General features: G+C 56.0%; 19 protein-coding genes. 11 read left to right on the forward strand and 8 right to left on the reverse strand.

Annotation, left to right across the window (positions count from 1 at the left end; translation table 11 throughout):
- The first annotated feature begins 752 nt into the window (after nucleotides 1-752).
- Both ACXAF0_RS03355 and def read left to right on the forward strand, forming a co-directional pair.
- Complete coding sequence (locus ACXAF0_RS03355; RefSeq protein ID WP_475343714.1) at nucleotides 753-2,288, forward strand: DNA recombination protein RmuC; 1,536 nt, start codon at nucleotides 753-755, stop codon at nucleotides 2,286-2,288.
- Between the two features lie 156 nt (nucleotides 2,289-2,444).
- Complete coding sequence (gene def, locus ACXAF0_RS03360) at nucleotides 2,445-2,963, forward strand: peptide deformylase (protein WP_475343715.1); 519 nt, start codon at nucleotides 2,445-2,447, stop codon at nucleotides 2,961-2,963.
- Between the two features lie 60 nt (nucleotides 2,964-3,023).
- Here the strand turns inward: def and ACXAF0_RS03365 are convergent, their stop codons facing one another.
- The gene (locus tag ACXAF0_RS03365) at nucleotides 3,024-4,043 is read right to left on the reverse strand and encodes a methyltransferase type 12 (protein ID WP_475343717.1); all 1,020 of its coding nucleotides are present in this window, start codon (nucleotides 4,041-4,043) and stop codon (nucleotides 3,024-3,026) included.
- A 71-nt stretch (nucleotides 4,044-4,114) separates the two neighbouring features.
- Between ACXAF0_RS03365 and fmt the strand changes: the two genes are divergently transcribed.
- Nucleotides 4,115-5,041 carry a methionyl-tRNA formyltransferase gene (gene fmt / locus ACXAF0_RS03370; RefSeq protein ID WP_475343719.1) on the forward strand — a complete coding sequence of 309 codons (927 nt, stop codon included), beginning with the start codon at nucleotides 4,115-4,117 and terminating at the stop codon, nucleotides 5,039-5,041.
- Entirely contained in the window at nucleotides 5,041-5,583 is a 543-nt protein-coding gene (locus tag ACXAF0_RS03375; RefSeq protein ID WP_475343720.1) for an N-acetyltransferase family protein, read from the forward strand. The genes fmt and ACXAF0_RS03375 overlap by 1 nt, the downstream gene beginning before the upstream one ends.
- 25 nt (nucleotides 5,584-5,608) lie before the next feature.
- Here ACXAF0_RS03375 and ACXAF0_RS03380 read toward each other — a convergent pair whose 3' ends face one another.
- Nucleotides 5,609-6,592 carry a LysR family transcriptional regulator gene (locus ACXAF0_RS03380; protein ID WP_044830178.1) on the reverse strand — a complete coding sequence of 328 codons (984 nt, stop codon included), beginning with the start codon at nucleotides 6,590-6,592 and terminating at the stop codon, nucleotides 5,609-5,611.
- Between the two features lie 139 nt (nucleotides 6,593-6,731).
- Here ACXAF0_RS03380 and ACXAF0_RS03385 point away from each other — a divergent pair, with 139 nt between their 5' ends.
- On the forward strand, nucleotides 6,732-6,908 hold the full coding sequence (locus ACXAF0_RS03385; protein WP_200892705.1) for a hypothetical protein: 177 nt from the start codon (nucleotides 6,732-6,734) through the stop codon (nucleotides 6,906-6,908).
- A 168-nt stretch (nucleotides 6,909-7,076) separates the two neighbouring features.
- Here the strand turns inward: ACXAF0_RS03385 and ACXAF0_RS03390 are convergent, their stop codons facing one another.
- From ACXAF0_RS03390 to ACXAF0_RS03415, 6 genes are all read right to left on the reverse strand, one after another.
- Entirely contained in the window at nucleotides 7,077-8,360 is a 1,284-nt protein-coding gene (locus ACXAF0_RS03390; RefSeq protein WP_475343724.1) for an MFS transporter, read from the reverse strand.
- Between the two features lie 179 nt (nucleotides 8,361-8,539).
- Complete coding sequence (locus ACXAF0_RS03395) at nucleotides 8,540-10,555, reverse strand: TRAP transporter permease (RefSeq protein ID WP_475343728.1); 2,016 nt, start codon at nucleotides 10,553-10,555, stop codon at nucleotides 8,540-8,542.
- A 5-nt stretch (nucleotides 10,556-10,560) separates the two neighbouring features.
- Nucleotides 10,561-11,067 (reverse strand): DUF1850 domain-containing protein, encoded by a 507-nt coding sequence (locus ACXAF0_RS03400; RefSeq protein WP_475343729.1) that lies wholly within the window; start codon nucleotides 11,065-11,067, stop codon nucleotides 10,561-10,563.
- Nucleotides 11,064-12,029: a TAXI family TRAP transporter solute-binding subunit gene (locus ACXAF0_RS03405; protein ID WP_475343731.1), complete on the reverse strand. Its 966-nt coding sequence runs from the start codon at nucleotides 12,027-12,029 to the stop codon at nucleotides 11,064-11,066. The genes ACXAF0_RS03400 and ACXAF0_RS03405 overlap by 4 nt, the downstream gene beginning before the upstream one ends.
- 458 nt (nucleotides 12,030-12,487) lie before the next feature.
- On the reverse strand, nucleotides 12,488-13,897 hold the full coding sequence (locus ACXAF0_RS03410) for a sigma-54-dependent transcriptional regulator (protein ID WP_475343735.1): 1,410 nt from the start codon (nucleotides 13,895-13,897) through the stop codon (nucleotides 12,488-12,490).
- The gene (locus ACXAF0_RS03415; RefSeq protein ID WP_475343739.1) at nucleotides 13,894-15,561 is read right to left on the reverse strand and encodes a sensor histidine kinase; all 1,668 of its coding nucleotides are present in this window, start codon (nucleotides 15,559-15,561) and stop codon (nucleotides 13,894-13,896) included. The genes ACXAF0_RS03410 and ACXAF0_RS03415 overlap by 4 nt, the downstream gene beginning before the upstream one ends.
- 348 nt (nucleotides 15,562-15,909) lie before the next feature.
- Here ACXAF0_RS03415 and ACXAF0_RS03420 point away from each other — a divergent pair, with 348 nt between their 5' ends.
- The 6 genes from ACXAF0_RS03420 to ACXAF0_RS03445 all read left to right on the forward strand — a co-directional run bounded on the left by ACXAF0_RS03420 (nucleotide 15,910) and on the right by ACXAF0_RS03445 (nucleotide 20,630).
- Entirely contained in the window at nucleotides 15,910-16,626 is a 717-nt protein-coding gene (locus tag ACXAF0_RS03420) for a response regulator transcription factor (RefSeq protein WP_475343741.1), read from the forward strand.
- A gap of 91 nt (nucleotides 16,627-16,717) precedes the next feature.
- Nucleotides 16,718-18,367 carry a stimulus-sensing domain-containing protein gene (locus ACXAF0_RS03425; RefSeq protein ID WP_475343745.1) on the forward strand — a complete coding sequence of 550 codons (1,650 nt, stop codon included), beginning with the start codon at nucleotides 16,718-16,720 and terminating at the stop codon, nucleotides 18,365-18,367.
- A gap of 110 nt (nucleotides 18,368-18,477) precedes the next feature.
- Complete coding sequence (locus ACXAF0_RS03430; protein WP_475343748.1) at nucleotides 18,478-18,918, forward strand: HPr kinase/phosphorylase; 441 nt, start codon at nucleotides 18,478-18,480, stop codon at nucleotides 18,916-18,918.
- Nucleotides 18,919-18,934: 16 nt separating this feature from the next.
- Nucleotides 18,935-19,867 carry an RNase adapter RapZ gene (rapZ, locus tag ACXAF0_RS03435; protein ID WP_475343750.1) on the forward strand — a complete coding sequence of 311 codons (933 nt, stop codon included), beginning with the start codon at nucleotides 18,935-18,937 and terminating at the stop codon, nucleotides 19,865-19,867.
- A gap of 18 nt (nucleotides 19,868-19,885) precedes the next feature.
- Nucleotides 19,886-20,290 carry a PTS sugar transporter subunit IIA gene (locus tag ACXAF0_RS03440; RefSeq protein ID WP_101246919.1) on the forward strand — a complete coding sequence of 135 codons (405 nt, stop codon included), beginning with the start codon at nucleotides 19,886-19,888 and terminating at the stop codon, nucleotides 20,288-20,290.
- Between the two features lie 64 nt (nucleotides 20,291-20,354).
- Nucleotides 20,355-20,630 carry an HPr family phosphocarrier protein gene (locus tag ACXAF0_RS03445; RefSeq protein ID WP_062953640.1) on the forward strand — a complete coding sequence of 92 codons (276 nt, stop codon included), beginning with the start codon at nucleotides 20,355-20,357 and terminating at the stop codon, nucleotides 20,628-20,630.
- Nucleotides 20,631-20,721 lie beyond the last annotated feature (91 nt).

Here is a 20,721-nt window from a genome sequence, read left to right on the forward strand (position 1 = left end):
TCTGATGACTTCTCGAAGGGGCTCGAAAAAGGCATCCATCCGATGCGGTAATTTCGGTGCGGTTCAGGAATTGCCTTGCCAGTTTGCCCGGTTGGTTTTCATGGGCAGTGCTCGTTCGGGCATGGCAAAAACAATCCTGTCGCTTGAGCCCTATGCTAGTGCGCAGAAGGTATTGAGGAAATACAACTTAAGACGGGGGGCTTTGGGGTGATGCATGTAACAATCCTAAGGGTCAAAGCTCATTCACATAATCGTCCCGGTCTTCCGGATTTGTGCGGATACGCGGAGCAAAATCTTAGGAAGATCTATATCTTTCAAGATTTTGCGACAAAGTAGCCCGTGCAAATCCGGAAGATCCGAAGGACAACTGATATGGGAGAAAGCCTCTGCGTCAAACCCCTTGACCGGGGATCACCCCGATCTGCGGGCTTTTCCTAGCTCTTTCTCTCATATCAATTGCCGGGGCGGTCATGTGAATGAGTTTTGACCCTGTGGTTTGTGCGATGGGTTAGCCGGGCCGCTGTGGGACATTTCGGTGCCGTCTTTTGCGCGGGTGGCATGTGCCGAATTTGGCGGCTTTGTTATGCTTGCACTCAATTATGTCATTGAAATGTAGTCTGAATTCCCAAAGTCGCCGGTGAAGCGGTTTAGATTTCTTTGGCGTCGGCATGGGGGATTTGGTGGGTTCGGTTCTGGATTTGACGGAACAAAACAGATACAAAGAATCCAGCACGTAATCGAATGGTGGGATAATGGATCCGATTTCTTTGGCAGCAGGGGCGCTTGGCGCATCTGTTCTGGCACTTGTCTTTAGCATCATGATGGTCAAGCGCATCAAGGATGCTACTAGGGCCGAGACGGAGTCGCGCACAGCCCTTCTGACATCGCAGCTTGAACATGCGGAAACCACGCGCCGTGACCTTGCGACCGAGGTGGCCCAGATGCGTGAAAAGCTGTCCGAAGCGTCAGAAAAGCGCGCCATTGCCGAAACCACGGCCAACCGGGTGCCGGTGCTTGAGGCTGAGCTCAAGGAGCTTCGCACCGCCCTTGATCAATGGCGCGAAAAGGGGTCCGAGCTTGAAACCGCACTTGAGAAAGAGCGCGAGGCGACCAAAGAAAAGCTCGAGATGCTCGAAGACGCCAAGACCAAGCTTCTCGATAGCTTCAAGGCGCTGTCGTCTGATGCGCTTAAGGTCAACAATGACGAGTTCATGAAGCTCGCACGTGAAAACTTCTCGCGCCTGCAGGAAGGGGCCAAGGGCGATCTTGAAAAACGTCAGCAGGCAATTGACGGGCTGGTAAAACCGATCAAGGAACGGCTTGAGGCGTTTGATACCAAGGTCAACGAGCTTGAGAAAAACCGTAAGGAAGCCTACGGCGAGCTGCGTGAACAGGTCGGGACCCTTGTGCAATCACAAACCCGGCTTTCCAAGGAAACCCAAACGCTGAGCTCGGCCCTTCGGTCCAGTTCTTCGGTTTCGGGCAAGTGGGGCGAATTGCAGCTTAAGCGCATTGTCGAGCTTGCCGGGATGCTCAAGCATTGTGACTTTGACGAGCAGGTGCATTTCAACACCGACGAGGGCGTTCAGAAGCCCGACATGGTCATTCATCTGCCGGGCGGGAAGAATATCGTCGTCGATGCCAAGGCGCCGACCTCGGCCTATCTTGAGGCGATTGACGAGAAATATGACGATGATCGTCGCGAAGCGCTGATGGCGACCTATGTCACCAATGTGCGCAAGGTGATCACGGAGCTTTCGAAAAAGTCCTATTGGAAGTCGGTCGACAGCCCGGAATTTGTTGTGCTGTTCCTGCCCGGTGAAAGCTTCTTCTCGGCAGCGCTTGAACGTGACCCGCGTTTGATTGAGGACAGCTTCCGCGATGGGGTTATCCTTGCGACGCCGACCACGCTTTTGGGCTTGCTCAAGGCGGTGGCGTATGGCTGGCGTCAGGAAGCCCTGGCGGAAAGTGCCCGCGATATCAGCGAGATCGGCCAGCAACTGTTTGACCGTTTGGGCACGCTTGCCAAGAACTTCAGTTCCATGGGCAAGTCGCTTGAAAGCACGGTCAAGAATTACAACAAGACCCTGGGGACGCTCGAAGGGTCGGTGCTGGTGTCGGCGCGCAAGCTTAAGGAAAAGCATATCGTCGCCGATGACCGCATGATCGAGGAACCGGCCCCCTCGGAAACCCATGTGCGCGATATCACCAAGATGGAATTGCTGGCCGGACCCGATGACGGTGCGGAAGGTGCCAGCGACGATGCCAAGCCTGACGCGCAAGACTAATGCGCGGCGTTAAGGCGGTTTTTTTGGGAGGGCATGGCAGCCATCACGCGCAAATCGGGCAGGTTGCTTGACTTGGGCGTGGGGAGACCTTATCTCGAAGCGCGAAATTCGCTATAATCAGTTACCGAACTACGATTGAAACCGGATCAGAGACCCATGGCCCTGCGTGAAATTCTTATCGTTCCAGACCCGCGCCTGAAAAAGGAATGCGAACCGGTCGAAGTCGTGAATGATGAGATCAAAACCCTTCTCGATGACATGCTTGAAACCATGTACGCGGCGCCGGGCATTGGTCTGGCAGCGCCGCAGATCGGGGTGATGAAGCGCGTGGTTGTCATGGATGTGTCCGATGACAAGGAAAAGCCAGAGCCGCTTAAACTGATCAATCCGGAGATCATCTGGGAGTCTGAGGAAACCTCGATCTATCAGGAAGGGTGCCTGTCGATCCCGGAACAATATGCCGATGTCGAACGCCCGGCCGAAGTCGGCATGCGTTATGTGGACGAGAACGGCGAAACCCACGAGATCGAGGCGGACGGCTTGCTGGCAACCTGCATCCAGCACGAGATTGATCATCTGGACGGGGTTTTGTTCACCGATTATCTCAGCGCGCTTAAGCGCAACATGATCATGAAGAAAGTCCAGAAGCTGCAGAAAACCAAAAAATCTGCCTGAGACTTCTGATCGGCAACCGCATGCGAAGGGCCGGTTTTCCGGCCCTTTTGTTTGTGTTGGTTACGGTTTGCGAGGTTTGAGATCGCGGGGATCAAGCCCGACGATCCAGCCTTCGCGTTCCAGTACACTTGGCGTGCGCGGCAGGTGTTCGGGGCGACGAGTCTCGGCAATTTCGATCAAACCCATCACCCCGATCAAGGCGTCAAAGGCATCGTCCTTGCCGTGCACCGGATCAAAGCCATCCTTGATATCGGCCCAGACCGTGGGGTGGATTTCAATGCCCTTGGCATGGGCGTCATCGCGCAGTTGGTGCAGGTATTTCTTGCGGCTGTTCTGATTTGATTTAGTCAACTCACTTATTTCAGAAAGCCAGCCATAAATTTCACCGGGATAGGTTTCGATCAGGGTGACGCCGGGCGTTTTAGTGCAAGTTTGAAGATCGCCCGAGAAGGGCCAGATGTGAAAACCGTCTTCGTATCCCAGGATGATCAGGTTTTTAAGACCTTGCAGCATGGCCTTGCCGACCTGATTGGCGCCGAGTGTCCAGAAGGACGGGCAGGCGGCATTGCGTTTGGCGGTCGGGAATTCGCAGGCGCGATGCAGGGCATCAAAGCTTGGCAGGCCGAGGGCGGTGATCAGGTGGTCGCGTTTAACACTTCCCTTGGTTCCGGCGTTTTGTGGGTAGAATGGTCGGTGATGGCGGATTTCATCCGGTGTTCTGCAAACATCAAAGAAATTCTGCCAGTCATCGGTCTGAAGTCGCGTTAGCAGGGTTTTGAAGTCTTTGACATGCGCACCATCACGCTTTGTGCCCTCATGCTTTGTGCCATCATACCAGGCATCGAGAAACCCGATCGGCATATCAAGGCCAAGCCAGATCGCATCTTTCTTGCCATGGGCGGCAAGGGATTTCCGGAATTGATCGAGCATGCCGACCGGTTCGATCGCGTGGATGTGCCAGCCGGAATCGCTGTGGGTGGCCTTGGCGACCCAGCGGCCCTTGGCCGACAGGCTCCAATCCGCATGCCAGATGTGGGTGACCGGGTATTTGCAGTCTTGCGGTAAGGCTTGGCTTGTCATTTGCGCAGGATAGCGCCAAATTGCCGCCAGAAGAGTCAAAAGATGCCTTAAGAGATGAATGGACGAGCGATATGACCAAGCTGCGCATTGCCTTTATGGGAACCCCGGACTTTGCCCTTGTGGCGCTGAAGGATCTGGTTGCACGCGGGCATGATGTGGTTTGCGTCTATTCCCAGCCGCCGCGCCCGGCGGGCCGTGGGCACAAGGAAACGCCAAGCCCGGTCCATGCCTGGGCGGCCGAGCAGGGCATCGAGGTGCGTCATCCGGTGTCGCTGAAATCGGCCGAGGAACAGCAGGCCTTTGCCGACCTTGATCTGGATGTGGCGGTGGTTGCGGCCTATGGCCTGATCCTGCCGAAAGCCATTTTGGATGCGCCGAAATATGGATGTTTGAACATTCACGCGTCGCTTCTGCCGCGCTGGCGTGGGGCAGCCCCGATCCAACGCGCCATTCTGGCCGGGGATGCGGCGACCGGGGTCACCATCATGCAGATGGATGTCGGGCTTGATACCGGTGACATGCTTCTGATTGGCGAGCTGCCGATTACCTCGGACACCTATGCCAATGCCCTGCATGATGATCTGGCCAAGCTTGGCGGGGAGTTGATTGTCGAGGCGCTGGACAAGCTGCCGAAAGGCGAAGTTACCGCGACCAAGCAGCCGGAAGAGGGTGTCACCTATGCCGCCAAGCTTGAGCGTGCTGAGGCCAAGCTTGATTTCAATGATGATGCGGCAGCACTCGAGCGGAAAATCCGCGCCTTTACCCCTTGGCCGGGGGCCTATTTCGAGCTTGGCAAGGAACGTATCAAGGTTCAGGCGGCCGAGGTGATTGATCAGTCCGGGCCGGTGGGCGAGATCCTTGATGACCAACTGACAATTGGCTGTGGCACAGGCGCGCTGCGCCCAACGCGGATCCAGCGGCCGGGCAAATCTGTGATGGATACCGATGCAGTGCTGCGCGGGTATGATAAGCTTGCCAAGGGAGTCGTGTTGGGCTGATGAGCGACATTACGACTGATACGGTTGGCGAATTGACGATCCGGCCGGCCTTTAACCGTGATGGGAACGGCATTGCCGATCTGATCGCGCTGGTCTTTGCCGATTATCCCGGCTGCGTGTTTGATCGCGCCGGGGAATTTCCCGAACTTGATGCGATTGCCGATGACTTCAAGGCCGATAATGGCCGGATGTGGGTTGCGGTTGATGATCAGGATCGGGTCGTGGGCTGCTTCGGGGTGAAATATGATGTCACAACCCGCGAGGGTGAGTTGCATAAGGTCTATCTGCATCCGGCCGCACGCGGGCAGGGCATGGCGCAAAAGCTGATGGGCAAGGCGCTGGCGTGGTTGGGGCAAACGCATCCGGAATGTGAAGCCGTGATGCTGTGGACCGATACGCGCTTTGAGGCCGGGCATCGCTTTTATGAGAAATGCGGCTTTGCGCGCACAGGCGAAAGCCGCATTCTTGATGATCTGTCCAATTCGTCGGAATGGCAGTTCCGGTTTGATTTCCAAGCCTATCAGGAAGCCCTGATGTTTTAGGGCGACTGGCCTTCTCTGCCTTCTCTTATTTTCCGAGGTCGCGTGCGGTTGTCGTCGTATCCGTGGTGCCGTCACTGTTGCGGCGCACGGCACGGGCATCGCGGAAGCCGAGCTCCCAAGGCGGGACCGGGGTGAATTTTTCAGCCAGGAAGTCCACAAAGGCGCGAACCTTGGGCGAGAGGTGGCGCTTATGCGGATACACCGCCGAAATCCACGCCTGATCATGGACATATTCGGTCAGAACCGGGGTCAGGCGACCGGTGCGGATATCTTCGTGCACAAGGTATTCCGCCAGTCGCGCCATGCCAAGCCCGGCCAGAACCGCCTCGTGAAGCACGTCGCCATCATTGGCCGAGAATGAGCCCTGTGCGCGGAAGGACACATGGCCGTCCGGGGTTTCGAAATGCCAGTCATTGAAGCTTTCGCGCGATGACAGATGTAGACAGTTGTGGTTTTCGAGTTCCTGGGGCTTGCGCGGAATGCCGTTCTTTTCGAGATATTCCGGGGAGGCGACGATCATGCGTCGGTTGACTGCATATTTACGGGCAATCAGTGACGAGTCCTCAAGCGCTGAGAGACGAATGGCAAGGTCATAGCCATCGTTGACCAGATCGGTGAATTTGTCATCAAGCGTCAATTCGATCCGCACATCAGGATAGCGCGCAAGGAATTCCGGGATCAGTGGCACCACCTGCATTTTGGTAAAGGCGACCGATGCGTTGATGCGCAGGGTCCCGCGCGGGGCGGCATAAAGCTGGGTGACGACTTCTTCGGCTTCTTCGATCTCGTTTAGGATCGTGCGCGCACGTTCGTAAAAGGCACGGCCTTCTTCGGTCAGGCTGAGCTGACGGGTGGTCCGCATCAAAAGGCGTGCGCCGAGGCGATCCTCAAGGCGCGAGATGTATTTCGAGACGGCTGACGGTGACAGGCGCATTGTCCTTGCAGCGGCCGAGAAGCTTCCTTCCTCGACAGCATGGACAAAGATTTCCATTTCCGCGGCGCGATCCATATTCGGGCTTCCTATTTATGACGGACATTCACAAGTAATGTGCATATTGAGGTAATTCTCTTTCCCCGTAAAGGAAATTAGATTGGGTTCATCGAGAGCGACACGGCGTCGCAACGAACGAAATTTTGAGGAGGTCACCATGGCCACTTACGAAGAAATCACCACCCGCTACATCTCCACCACCGAAATCGAGGCAGGTGTACGCAAAGGTCAGCAGCTCCGCGCTGAATTCGTAGGCGCCTTCTTCCGTAACCTGTTCAAAGGTGCTGACAAAGACGTCAAACACCCGGCAGGTACCGTTGGCGGTGCAGCCTAACGAACTTTCCTAACTGCATGCGGTTGAGCACTGATTGATTTTCCTCCCCAAGAGGTGCTCCCGCAGGCAGGGACTACGACTACGGTTTCTATCTAGCGTCTTCCTCCCTATTTGACGCTGTTTTCCCGACTGGCCCGGTCACTTTTGTGATCCGGGCCATTTTTTTGGTTAATCGGCTTGGTTTGGGGCGATACCCGGCGGCATATAAAAGCCCGGCCGCTCCGAGAACCACGAGCCCACACTGACGACGGCGGATGCCACCAGTGTAATGACGAGCATCATCGCAATCGAAATGTCGGCGGCAAACATCCAGCCATAAATCGCCGGACCCATGGCGGATGCCAAAACCATGACCGCGGTCAATGTGCTGCGCACCGCACCGATTTCATCAAGCGGCACAAGTTCCGGGATGATGGCGGTGCGCAAGGTGGTGGCAAAGCCGGTCGTAATCCCGACCAGTCCCATATAGATCAGGATGACCCACGGTGTGCTTGTTGCGGCAAGGATTACAATGCCGGCCATCATGGGGATCAGGTGCCAGGGAAACAGGCGGCGGGCAGAATGTTTGTCGATCAGCGGACCGCTGCCAAAGGCACCCAGCACCGATGTGATGGCAAAGACTGTAAAGCCGGCGGCAAACCAGCCAAGATCAATACCCTTGTGGCTGGCAATTGCGCCCTGATGGAAAAACAGGGCGGTCATGATCAGTGGCGGGGCGGCCAGCATCGGCATGCAGAACCAGACATAAAGAGACTTGAACAGGCGGGGGTGATCGCTTTGAGAATCGCGTGTCGGGGACTCGGCCGTTTTGGTGCTGTCGGTGTTTGATGTGCTTGGCGACTCGTTTGATTTTACCGGCGCCTTGCGGAATGTTTTATCGCGTCGGATCAGCCAGATCGCAACCGGCAGCAGCACGATCAGAATAAAGGCGGCCGATCCGGCATAGGTGGTACGCCAGCCAAAGGCAGCAATCAGGGCCAGCAAGGTCGCGGGCAGGATCGCCTCGGCGAGCGGAAAGCCGAAACTGGCAATCGCCAGCGCCCGACCACGACTGCGCGAGAAATAACGCGCGATGCCGGTCATGCTGACATGGCTCATCAAGCCTTGGCCGGCGAGACGCAGCACAAACAGGGCTGCGATCAGCATCCAGACATTGCTTGCCAGCGAAATCAGCACACAGCCAAGTGCAAGCAGCGCCATGGTCGCCAAGCTGTAGGACAGGATATCGACCTTGTCGATCCAGCGACCCACCACCGGCAGGCACAGCGCACTGGCGATGGTGATGCCGGCATAGATGTTGGCGAACTCGGTTTCATTGAGCGAAAGGCTGGCCGAAATAAACGGCACAAAAAGTGCGACCAGAAAGGTTTGCCCGAAGGAGGAACCGAAACTGTGGAGCGCGCCAAAGGCCAGTTGGCGGGGCGCTTGTCGGAGCAAGGACAGAAATTGCATGCAGGTTCCGGCGGGCAAGAGTGGGCGCGTCAAAGAGTGGGGCGCGTAAATTAAATGGTATGAGGAATTTATCGGTGGCAAGGGCAGCTGTCTACCCGCCCGCATGGATGGGGTGCGCAAAGAAAAAGCCCGCAAGCATGACGCTTGCGGGCCAGTAGTTTCCTTGAGGTAGGAATGATTTAGCTTGCCGCGACCGCCGGGGTCGGGCCGTTCTTTTTGCCCTGCCACCAGTTAAAGGCGAGAACCGCAAGAAGGACGAGGGTGCCTGCGACTTCTGCGCGGAAGTCCGGATAGAAGACACCGATAGTCGCCGGCACGACGATGATCCGCGAGAACAGATCCATCGGCGCAAACAGATAGCCTTCAAGGGCGGAGGCAAAGGCAGCCAGACACAGGATGGCGGTAAAGCCGGTCCACAGAACGATCTGGATCGAACCGCCTTCGATGATTTCCGGGTTGAAGACCATGAAGGCGGGGATCAGATAAAGACCCTTGGCAAACTTCCATGCCTGCACACTGGTTTCCATGGGACTGGCGTTGGCGATGGCAGCCCCCGCAAAGCCCGCCAATGCAATGGGCGGTGTGACGTTACTGTCCTGCGAGTACCAGAAGACCACGAGATGGGCGATCAGCAGCGGAATGCCGAACTCGTTGGAAAGGGCCGGACCCACCAGCACGATCAGAACGATATAGGATGCCGTGACCGGCAGACCCATGCCGAGGATCAGGCTTGCGATCAGGACCAGAACAAGGGCCAGAACGATGTTGCCGCCCGAAAACGCGATCATCATGGACGAGAATTTCAGACCCAGACCGGTCAGGCCGACAACGCCAACGATGATGCCGGCAACCGCACAGGCCATCGAAACGGCAACGGCGTTTTTCGCACCCAGTTCAAGGGCGGCCAGCGTGATGGCAATGCCCTTGCGGATGGCAGCAACCAGTTTGTCGTGGCTTGGCTTTTCGCCCTGTTGCGGGGCAACAAAGAAGAACCACAGCGCATAGCGCAGGGCGGCAACCGCCATGACCGACAGGATGGCCCAGAAGCCAACGCGCATCGGCGAGATATTGAGCACCAGCAGGTAAATCAGAATGCCCAGTGGCAGGATGAACTGCCAGCCTTCCTTGAGAACCTCTTTCCAGTCGGGAAGTTCTTCGACCGGCATACCGCGCATACCCTGTTTGAGCGCAACGATGTGCACGAACAGATAAACCGTCCCGAGATAGAGAATGGCCGGGAAAATCGAAACCAGCACGATTTCGAGATACGGCACCTGGGTATATTCAGAAATCAGAAACGCACCCGCGCCCATCAGCGGCGGGGTGATCTGACCACCGGTAGAGGCTGCTGCCTCGACACCGCCGGCCTGTGCTGGACGGTAGCCGAGCTTTTTCATCAGCGGAATGGTGAAAGCACCGGTGGTGACAACGTTGGCAATGGCCGACCCACTGATCGAGCCCATGCCAGCCGATGCCAGAACGGCGGCCTTGGCCGGACCGCCGGGCTTTTTGCCCGTCGCAGCATAGGCCATGTCGATAAAGAATTTGCCCGCACCGGTGACTTCAAGGAAGGCACCAAACAGCACGAACATGAAGATATAAGTCGCCGCAACCCCCATCGGCAGGCCATAGATGCCTTCCTGACCGAGGTAAAGCTGACCGACGAGGCGATCAATGCTGGCGCCACGATGCGAAAGGATCCCGGGCAGCCATTCGCCAACCCAAGGCAGGGCGCCACGCGGACCAGACAGGGCATAAATGATCGCGACAATACCAATCACGGTCATGCCAAGGCCAACGGCACGGCGGCTGGCCTCGAGCACGGTGACGGTGGCGATCACGCCGATGATCAGGTCGGTGTCGCTCCAGAAGCCCGCGCGATTGATGATCTCGTCGAGATAGAAGGACAGGTAAAAGCCCGTCGCGAAGGCACCGGCAAGGAAGGCGATATCAATCACCCAGCCGAGCGCGCCGCGCTTTTTATTGCTGCCAAATGCCGGAAACATCAGGAAGGTGAGGAACATCACGAACGCAAGGTGGATACTGCGTTGATAGAACAGGCCAAGCGGTTCGATCCCTGCGCCATACATCTGGAATAGAGAGAGCGCGACGGCAACAATCGAAATTACCATCAAGACCAGCTTGGGCTGTGGCAATCGATCCGTCATGGAAGGCAGCGGTGCCTGTTCGGACATGGGACTTATTCCTCGGTATCAAGGCGGATGGTGACACGGGTGTGCTCAGCCATCTTTGAAAGGTTGATTTCGTCACGGTCGGTGACGATGCGATGATTAACCGCAAGTGAGCCCACACGTAACACATAGGCGTTGTTGCGCACAGGCTCGTCGATATCTTCGATCCAGTATCCGCCGCCTTCTGCGCTGGTCAGAATACCGCGACCGGGATAGTGACCAAGTCCTGCCGCAAAGTCGGGCTGATAGGCGCGATGGAGAACCATCTTGCCCAGATCGTCGACATAACAATCAATTACGCCATCACCGGTGACAGAGTGGTTCCAATACAGGCACCAGCCGGTCTGACGCGGAATTTCGGTTCTGGCCAGAAGCGACCCGTCCTCACCGATCACCTCAAGATGATCAATGACGGTGCCGGGTTTGACGTGGTCCTGATAGGTCTGACCCGCACACGCTGCTGTCAGGAGAAGAAGGGCGGCCAAAACTGGCCGCCCCAACATATTCAAGATCATGGATAGAGCTGCGGCGGAACCGGGTTACCGGTTTCTTCGTAGTAACGCAGCGCGCCCGGATGCATCGGGATCGGGGTCGAGTTCAGAGCGAAATCAACCGTGGTGTCGTTTGCAGCCGGGTGAATGGCGATCAGCTCGTCGACGTTTTCAAACAGCGTCTTGGTGATCTGGTATGCCAGTTCTTCGTCCATATCTTCGCTTACGAACAGAACGTTCGGGGTGGATACGGTGTTAACCGGTGCTTCGACGCCTTCATAGATGCCGGTACGCAGGGCGTAGGCAGCGAAGGTCGGCTCTGCATCAAGGGCAGCAACGATTTCTTCGTCGGTCAGCGCGATCAGCTTGATGTCACGCGTGGTTGCGAGGTTAAGGATCGAGCTGGTGGGCGGACCAACGCTCCAGAAACCGGCATCGATGTCGCCATCACGCAGCGCATCAGCGGTTTCGTTGAAGTTCAGGCGCTGTTCTTCGATGTCATCATAGGTGATGCCATTGGCGTTCAGAACGGTCTGGGCCGAAACTTCGGTGCCCGAACCCGGTGCGCCAACAGAAACGCGCTTGCCTTTAAGGTCGGCAAGGCCGTTGATGCCGCTGTCGGCCATGGTGACGATCTGAACTGCGTTCGGATAGATCGACGCCAGAGCGCGAACGTTATCAAGGGTGCGGCCTTCGAATTTGCCGGTGCCGGTGAAGCCGGCATAGACGGTATCAGCCAGGCCGATTGCGATGTCACTGTCGCCACGGGCGATCAGGCCCATGTTTTCAACGGATGCGCCGGTAACTTCGGCAACGGCGCTGGAGCCATCAACGTATTTGGTGATCAGTTCCGCAAGGCCACCGCCATACGGATAATAGGTGCCACCGGTACCACCGGTCGCGATTGACAGTTGCTGTGCCGACGCAGGTGCGGCGGTCAGCATCATGGCTGCGGCTGCTGCAGTAAGCAGAGTACGGAGCTTCATGAGTAGTCCTCCCTTGGGTTAACACTCTTAACGACGAATAGATCCAAAAGATCTTTTCAGAATATGGCTCTTCATGTTCATGCATGACCCGTTATCCGGGTCTGTTGTTTTTGGGTCCCTGCGGCCACCTGATCAGGATCGAGCCAATAGGTGCCGATCAGATGCAGGGCGCAATTCAGAACCAAGTTTGAGAGATGATTTTAGACAGCCGTTTGTTCCGTCCGACTGGGACCGGCTGCTTGATCTTCTCCCTCGAGGTTTTTGTCAGTTTATCATTTTGTGGCTCATATTTGCAATGAGTATGCCAAAAGATGAATAAAAATCACAATTACAAATCAATGACTTAGAGGTGTTCAATTCCGCAATTCGGCATAATCTTGCCGATTTACCGAAATCGATCGGCGGAATCTTGCCGATTTATTGCAAGTGCGAATAAATTATTGCATTGCAGCAATGGCTTAGGCGAATTTGTCGCGCCGAATGTTGAGCTTTTTCATTTTCTCATTGAGTGTTCGGCGCGGGATGTCGAGTTCTTCCATCACCGCCTTGACGTTGCCGTCATGACGGTCAAGCGCATCGCGAATGACACGTTCTTCAAACTCGCGCAGCTGTTCGGCGAGTGCCAGATCGGTTGATTGCGGGGTCGAGGATTCAAAGCCGCCCTTGAACAGGCGTTTGAAGCGTTCTTCGGGGCTGCCGACCAGAAGCACATAGCGTTCGGCCATGTTTTTAAGTTCGCGCACATTGCCCGACCAGTCATGGGCCCGAAGCTGGGCGATCAGAACCGGTGTGACCCGCTCATAGGGGCGTTCAAACCGCTCGGCCGCGCGTTCGGCGAAGATATCAAACAGCAGCGCAACATCGTCTTGGCGTTCGCGCAGCGGTGCGATCGACAGTTCAAAGGTGTTGATGCGAAACAGCAGATCTTCGCGGAAATTGCGTTCGGCAACGGCGGCAACCAGATCCTCGTTGGTGGCACAGATCAGGCGAAAATCGACTTTGATCGGCGCGTTCGAGCCCATCCGCACGACTTCGCGCTGTTCGATGACGCGCAGCAATTTGGCCTGAAGGGCCGGTGGCATGCTTGAGATTTCATCGAGAAACAGCGTGCCGCCAATCGCATGTTCGATCCAGCCGATCCGTTGGCTGGCTGCCCCGGTAAAGGCCCCCTTTTCATGGCCAAACAGTTCGCTTTCGGCCGTGCTTTCAGGGATGGCTGCACAGTTTACCGCGACGAATTTTTCATCGTGGCGGTCGCTCAGGTCATGGATGGCGCGCGCAACCAGTTCCTTGCCGGTGCCGGTTTCACCCGAAATCAGCACGGGAACTTCGGTGGGGGCGATATTGGCAATTTCATCCTTGAGATTGCGCATGGCAACGGAATTGCCAATCAGGCGTGAATCAAGGCTGCCGCGGCTTGCGATCTGACGGCGCAGATTGCGGTTTTCAATGACCAGACGGCGCTTTTCAATGGCGCGTTCCAGGCTTTCGACGATGTCTTTGGGTTCGAACGGTTTTTCAACGAAATCATAGGCGCCGCTTTTCATCGCCTCGACCGCCATGGGAACATCGCCATGACCGGTCATGAGGATAATGGGAATGTCCGGATCGGCGGCAAGGACCGAGCGGGTAAAGGTGATGCCATCGAGTTTGGGCATTTTGACATCGGTCAGGATCACCCCGGCAAAATCGGGATTGATGTCATGGAGCGCTTCGCGGGCATCCTCATAGACCGTGACATCGAAATCAGACAGTTCCAGCCACTGGGCAAGGGAGACGCGCATGGCTTCGTCATCATCGACGATGATGATGTGTGGCGTGATCTGTGGTGCGGCGTCACTGTCTTGCGCGCGGTCTTTGGTGGTCACGATGTTTTACCCTTGAGTAACGGCAGGCGGACTTCGAAGCAGGCCCCGGCGGTTTCGGTATTATAGGCTTTTATGCTGCCGCCGAAGTCCCGCACAATGCCATAAGTTACCGAAAGCCCCAATCCCACACCCTGACCGGGGTCCTTGGTGGTGAAGAACGGATCAAACAGCAGCGACAATGTTTCATCATTCATGCCAGGCCCCGTATCGGTAATGCGCATGATGACATCGGTTTGGGTTTCCGAAAGATCGATATAGATGCGCTTGGGCGCGCTGCCCGCCATGGCATCCAGTGCATTGCGGATGATGTTCACGCAAATCTGCTCGATGCGCACAAGGTCGGCGCGAATGACAAGCGGGGTTTCGGGTTCATTGCGCTCAAGGGTGCATTCTTCCTGCTGCAACTGGGGGCTTAGCAATTGCAGCGTGTTATCGAGTGCGACCTTGAGGTCAACCGGCTCCAGAACGCCGGTGGATTTGCGCGAGAATGTCTTGAGCTGACCGGTGATCGACCCCATGCGTTCGGTAAGGGCCGAGATTTGATTGATATTCTGATCAAGCTTTTCGGTTTTGCCGCGTTCGATCATCAGCTTGGCACTGGCGCAAAATGTTCGGATCGCGGCAATCGGTTGATTGATTTCGTGCGCGATGGCAGCCGACATCTGGCCGAGCGCGGCAAGTTTTCCGGCCTGCACCAGTTCGTTTTGCGTGCCGCGCAGTTCTTCTTCGGTTTTGCGCCGTTCGGTGATTTCTTCTTCAAGGCGGGTGTTGAGCGCCTGAATGCGTTCGAATTCAAGTGCCTCGCGCTGTGAGGCCAGTTTGAGTTCGCGTTCGCGCAGGAACAGGATGACCAGAATGATCATGCCCCCGGCAATCACCGCGATCAGCATCACCGCCCCCTGGCGATCGGTGACCTGATCCATGGATGTCAGATAGAAAATCCGCCAGGCGCTGCCGCGGATGCGTTTGCTGTCAAACAGGTAGCGCTGGCCATCAATGGCGACGATGCCCGATCCCTTTGCCAGCTGCTTTCCGACATCAAGGGAGGGCAAGGCGCGGCCGGGATATTGCCGGTTGTTTTCGATCCGCGCGCGATTGGCCGGCGACAGTGGCGAAAGCGTTTTGTATTTCCAGTCGCCGTGACTGGTCAGCGTAATGACACCATCGGCATCGACAACAAAAACGGTTTCGCCCGCGTCCTGCCAGTTCTGTTCGACTTCTTCGAGTTCAAGTTTGACGACCACCACCCCGATGATTTCGTCATTTTCGCGGATCGGGTTGGAGATGAACAGGCCAGCACGCCCGGTGGTTACCCCGATGCCAAAGAAGAAACCTTCCTTGCCTGAAAGCGACGTATTGAAATAGGGCCGGAAGGAATAGTCTTCGCCGACAAAGCTGTCGGGGGTGTTCCAGTTGCTTGAGGCGACGGTTTCACCACTGCGATCAAGAACATAAAGGGCGGCGGCCCCGGATTGGTCATTGACCTGTTGCAAATACAGGTTGGCGGTTTGCGCGGTGCGGCGATCCTGGATCGCGCGGGTCACCTGATGATGGCGCGCCACCACATAGGGCAGATAGCGATACCGATCAATTGCCGCACGTAATGAGCTGTCATAAAGCGTCAGGCGGGCTTCGCCTGTGCTTTCCAGTTCGCGAATGGTCAAATTCCCGGTCGAGCTGACAGCTGCCCAGATTACGATTGCCGAAATAAACGTCCCGGCAAAGATCAGGGTTCCGCGGCTGAAATTGCTTAACCAGTAGAAAATCGCGATCTACTCCGTGCTCAGGGATCATTTTGAAATGCCGGGCGTTTGGCCTTGGATGACATGTTTACGCCAATTAGGGAGCGTGGCGATATAAAGTCAACAAATACAGGCCGCCCAGGCATTCTGTGGGCGTGTATTTGAATGGCCTTATTTATGCCGCAAGCGGTTATTTTTTCGCCACATTGGAATGTAAATTGTATAGTTACCATAAGAGTGAAATGTATCTGTCCAGTAGATGAGGTCCAGGTGAGTAAGATCGCACTTGTTGATGACGACCGGAATATCCTGACGTCTGTGTCGATGGCGTTGGAAGAGGAAGGATATGAGGTCCTGACATTTTCTGATGGTTCGGAGGCACTTCATGCCATCACGAAAGAAGAGCCTGATCTGGCGGTGCTTGATATCAAGATGCCGCGTATGGACGGACTGGAGCTTCTGACCCATTTGCGCAAGAAAACCGAAATGCCGGTGATCTTCCTGACATCGAAAGATGACGAGGTTGATGAGCTGACCGGTCTGCGCATGGGGGCAGATGATTACATCAAGAAGCCGTTTTCCCAGCGTTTGCTGATTGAACGTATTCGCACCCTTCTGCGCCGTGCCGAAATCATGCGCGCTGGCGGTGTCCGCCCGAACGGATCGGATGATGTTATCCAGCGCGGTGACCTGGTGCTTGATCCGTCACGCCACATGTGCAGCTGGAAAGGTCAGCATGTGAACCTGACCGTGACCGAGTTCCTGCTTATTCAGGCGCTGGCAAAACATCCGGGCCATGTGAAAAACCGCGACCAGCTGATCGATGCGGCGTATGGCGAGCACATCTATGTTGATGACCGTACGATCGACAGCCACATCAAGCGCCTGCGCAAGAAGTTCCGCGAGACCGACAAGGAATTCAAGGAAATCGAAACGCTGTATGGTGTGGGATATCGCTATCGCGATACCGCAACAGTGGCGAGCTGATCAGAGATTTTCTGACGCGCCGAAGCAATGGGCTTCGGCGCGCATTCTTTTGCGGGCCCGATCCATTCCGGGCCGGTTATTGCAGGTTTGAATGAGCGATCTTGGGACTGGTGATCACGACCAGAACGCAGGTCCGTCCGAACACCGGACGACACGGATAGAGGAACGCCACGGGCTGTTTTCGCCTTTGACCTGGCGGATTCTGGCTGTGAATGCGCTGGCACTTTTTGTGCTGGTGGCGGGTATTTTGTATCTGGGCCGCTATAAACAGGAACTTATTCATTCCGAACTTGAAGCCATGGCCGTGCAGGCGGAAATGTATGCCGCGGCCCTTTCGACATCGGCGGTCAGTTCCGGCGATGATGCGACCAACCGGGTGAAAATCGAGGTGGCGCGTGAAATGGTGCGCCGTCTTGTCGGTATTACCGGGGCACGCACACGGCTTTTTGCCACCAATGGCAGCCTTTTGGCCGATAGCCGTAATATCCAGTCGCTTGGTGCGGGCACCATTCAGGCCGAAGAACTTCCCGCACCTGGTGAAGAAGATGCCTTTGCCGACATCATGCGCAAACTGACCGACGGGGTCCTGACCCTGTTTGAGGGTGAGCAGCCCTTGCCGCTTTATGTTGATCCGCCTGTGGCCAGTGCGGCCGATTACCCCGAAGTACGCGCTGCCCTCGCAGGCTATTCGCGCGGGGTGGTGCGTGTGGACAGTCAGGGGCGCCGGGTTTTGTCGGTGTCGGTGCCGGTTGCGCGTTTCAAGCAGGTTCTGGCATCGGTGATGCTGACCAAAAGCGGCGAGCCGATTGAAAATGCCCTGCATGCCGTGCGGCTTGATATCCTGAAAATCTTTGTTTTTGCCTTTGGCATCACGGTGTTGTTGTCGATCTATCTGGCAGGCGTGATTACACGGCCGCTTAACCGGTTGGCACGCGCAGCCGAACGGGTCCGGCGCAGCAAGAACCGCCAGTTTGCCATTCCCGATCTGTCCGGACGGCGCGATGAAATTGGCGATCTGTCGACGACCCTGCGCGACATGACCGAAACCCTGTGGGATCGCATGGATGCGATTGAACGGTTTGCCGCCGATGTCGCGCATGAGATCAAAAACCCGCTGACCTCGCTGCGTTCGGCGGTGGAAACAGCGACCCGCCTTAAGGATCCGGAGCGCCAGCGTCGCCTGATGGAAATCATTGCCGAGGATGTGCAGCGCCTTGATCGCCTGATCAGTGATATTTCCGATTATTCACGTATGGATGCCGAGCTGTCGCGGGCCGAAAGCGAGGAAGTCGATCTGGGTGTGCTGCTTCATACGCTGGGTGAGCTTTATAACGCCGATGTCGATGGTCCGCCGATCAAGGTCTCCGTGCCCGAAAACCTGAATGTGCCGGCCCTTGAAAGCCGGCTCACGCAGGTCTTCAGGAACCTGATTTCCAATGCGATCACCTTTACCCCGGAAGGCGGTGAAGTCCGCGTGCGGGCATGGCGTGACAAGAACTGGGCTGTGATCACGATTGACGATGATGGTCCGGGCATTCCACCGGGCAAGGAAGAGGCGATCTTTAACCGGTTCTATACCGAGCGCCCGTCGACCGAGAAATTCGGTCAGCATTCGGGACTTGGTCTGTCGATTTCCAAGCGAATCATTGCTGCCCATAACGGGGAGCTGAGCGCACAGAATCGCATGGTTGATGAGACCGTCAAAGGTGCGACCTTTACCATTCGCCTGCCGCTTGACTAAGATTTTTGCCGCCCAAATGCGCGATTTGCCTATGCGGGAGGTTAAGTCGATCACGCTTGCGACGTTTGGGGTTTGACAACCCAACTTCTGCCAAGCATCGTTTTTCCATTATGTCCCAGCTTCATGCAAATTGTGTCCGGATCGGTGCCCATGCGGTGCTGTTGCGTGGACCATCCGGATCGGGAAAATCCGGGCTTTCGCTGCGTCTGATACAGACGGGCGGCTTTCTTGTTTCCGATGATCGAACGGATTTGACGGCGCGCGATGGACGATTGATCGCCAGTGCGCCCGAACAGATTGCCGGAATGTGTGAAGTGCGCGGTATCGGGATCGTGCGCGGTTTGCCCCAAAAATCTGAGGGCGACGTGCGGGTTCTGATTGATCTGACCGATGATATGACCGCGGTCGACCGCATGCCTGAACCATCAATCGAAGAGTTTTGTGGCATTGCGATCCCGCGTTGGACATTATGTGCATCCGATCTGGCCATTGAGGCTAAGATTGGAGTAGCTTTGGCGCTCGCGACCGGTGAGATGACCCTTGAACCGTAATCCACAGGACCCTGTTTTGCAGAAAACGTCACAGAATTCTTCTGACAGTCAGAATACGGCCCTTGGCGCCTTTGATGGCAGAAGCGGACTGGTTCTTGTCACCGGTGTATCTGGTGCCGGGCGGACAACGACGCTTAAAATCCTTGAAGATTTCGGATTTGATGCGGTGGATAACCTGCCGCTTCGCATGTTGTCGGCACTTGTGCCCGGTGATTGTCGCCCGGAACAGCCGATTGCCATTGGCCTTGATATCCGTTCACGCGATTTCGGTGTTGATCAGTTTGTCGAGATTGTTGGCAAATTGCGCAATCAGACGGGCATGGATCCGTTGATGATTTATGTCGATGCCGACACAGCCGTGTTGCAGCGCCGCTTTACCGAAACCAGACGCCCGCATCCATTGAGCCACGACCGGCCACTGGTGGATGCGATCGAGCATGAAAAACGCCTGATGGCGCCAATTGCCGCCACGGCGGATATGCGGATCGACACATCGCGCCTGAAATCGGCCGAGCTTCGTAAGATCCTGCAAGACCAGTTTGATATTGGCGAAACCGAAGGCATGGCGATCTTTGTGCGCAGCTTTTCGTTCCGTCAGGGCGTGCCGGCAGAAGCCGACCTTGTTTTTGACGTTCGCTTTCTGCGCAACCCGCATTATGATCCCGAGCTTCGCCTGATGACCGGGATGAATGCGGCTGTTGGGCACTATATAGAAGAAGACCCGGACTTCGCCGGGTTTGTAAGCCGCCTGAAGGCAATGCTGGAACCGATTTTGCCGCGTTATGCGCAGGAAGGTAAAAGCTATCTGACCATTGCGGTCGGGTGCACAGGCGGTCAACATCGTTCGGTTTATATCGCGCGGTTACTCAATGACTGGATTGCTGATCTGGGGTATGACACACATCTCAGTCATCGGGACAAACCGGACGAGCCGACCTCGGGTGAGTGATAAAATGGAGAAAACTGCATGATCGGGATGGTGCTGGTCACCCACGGCGATCTCGCGAAAGAGTTCGTATCTGCCTTGCAGCATGTTGTTGGCGAACAGGAAAATGTCGAAGCGGTCTGTATCGGACCGGATGACGACATGGAACAACGCCGTTCGGACATTCTTGCCAGTGTCGAAAAGGTCGACAGTGGCAAAGGTGTTGTCCTTTTGACCGACATGTTTGGCGGTACCCCGTCCAATCTGGCGATTTCCATTATGGAACAGGCAAATGTCGAAGTGATCGCAGGGGTTAATTTACCTTTGTTGATTAAACTCGCATCTGTTCGCATCGACGGCACCTTGGCCGAAACGGTCAACGCAGCCCAGGATGCGGGGCGTAAATATATCAACGTTGCGTCGCGTCTGCTGAGCGGCGAGGAATAAGTCGGCAACAAAAAGAACAGGGCCGGGTGCACGGGGACAGCGCATCTGGCTTGCGGGGACATAGATGGCGCAGAAGGAAAAACGCACTTTAACAATCAGCAACCAGCGCGGATTGCACGCGCGGGCGGCTGCGAAATTTGTTAAACTGGCAGGCGAATTCAAGTCGAGCATCATGGTGCGCAACCGCGGCACCGAAGTATCGGGTGTGTCGATCATGGGGTTGATGATGCTGGCCGCATCCATCGGCACCGAGATCGAGGTTGAGGCCACCGGCCCCGACGCCACACAGGCGATTGATGCCCTTAATGAACTGGTTGATGCCAAGTTCGACGAAGAATAAGACCCGTCCAGCCGCGATTTAAGTAAGGCTGCTGGCATCTGACTTTCGGGACAACCGCAAAAACGCGTTGTCGGGTTAACAATAAAAGCGA

This window comes from Thalassospira sp. ABD4_177 (assembly GCF_056160125.1).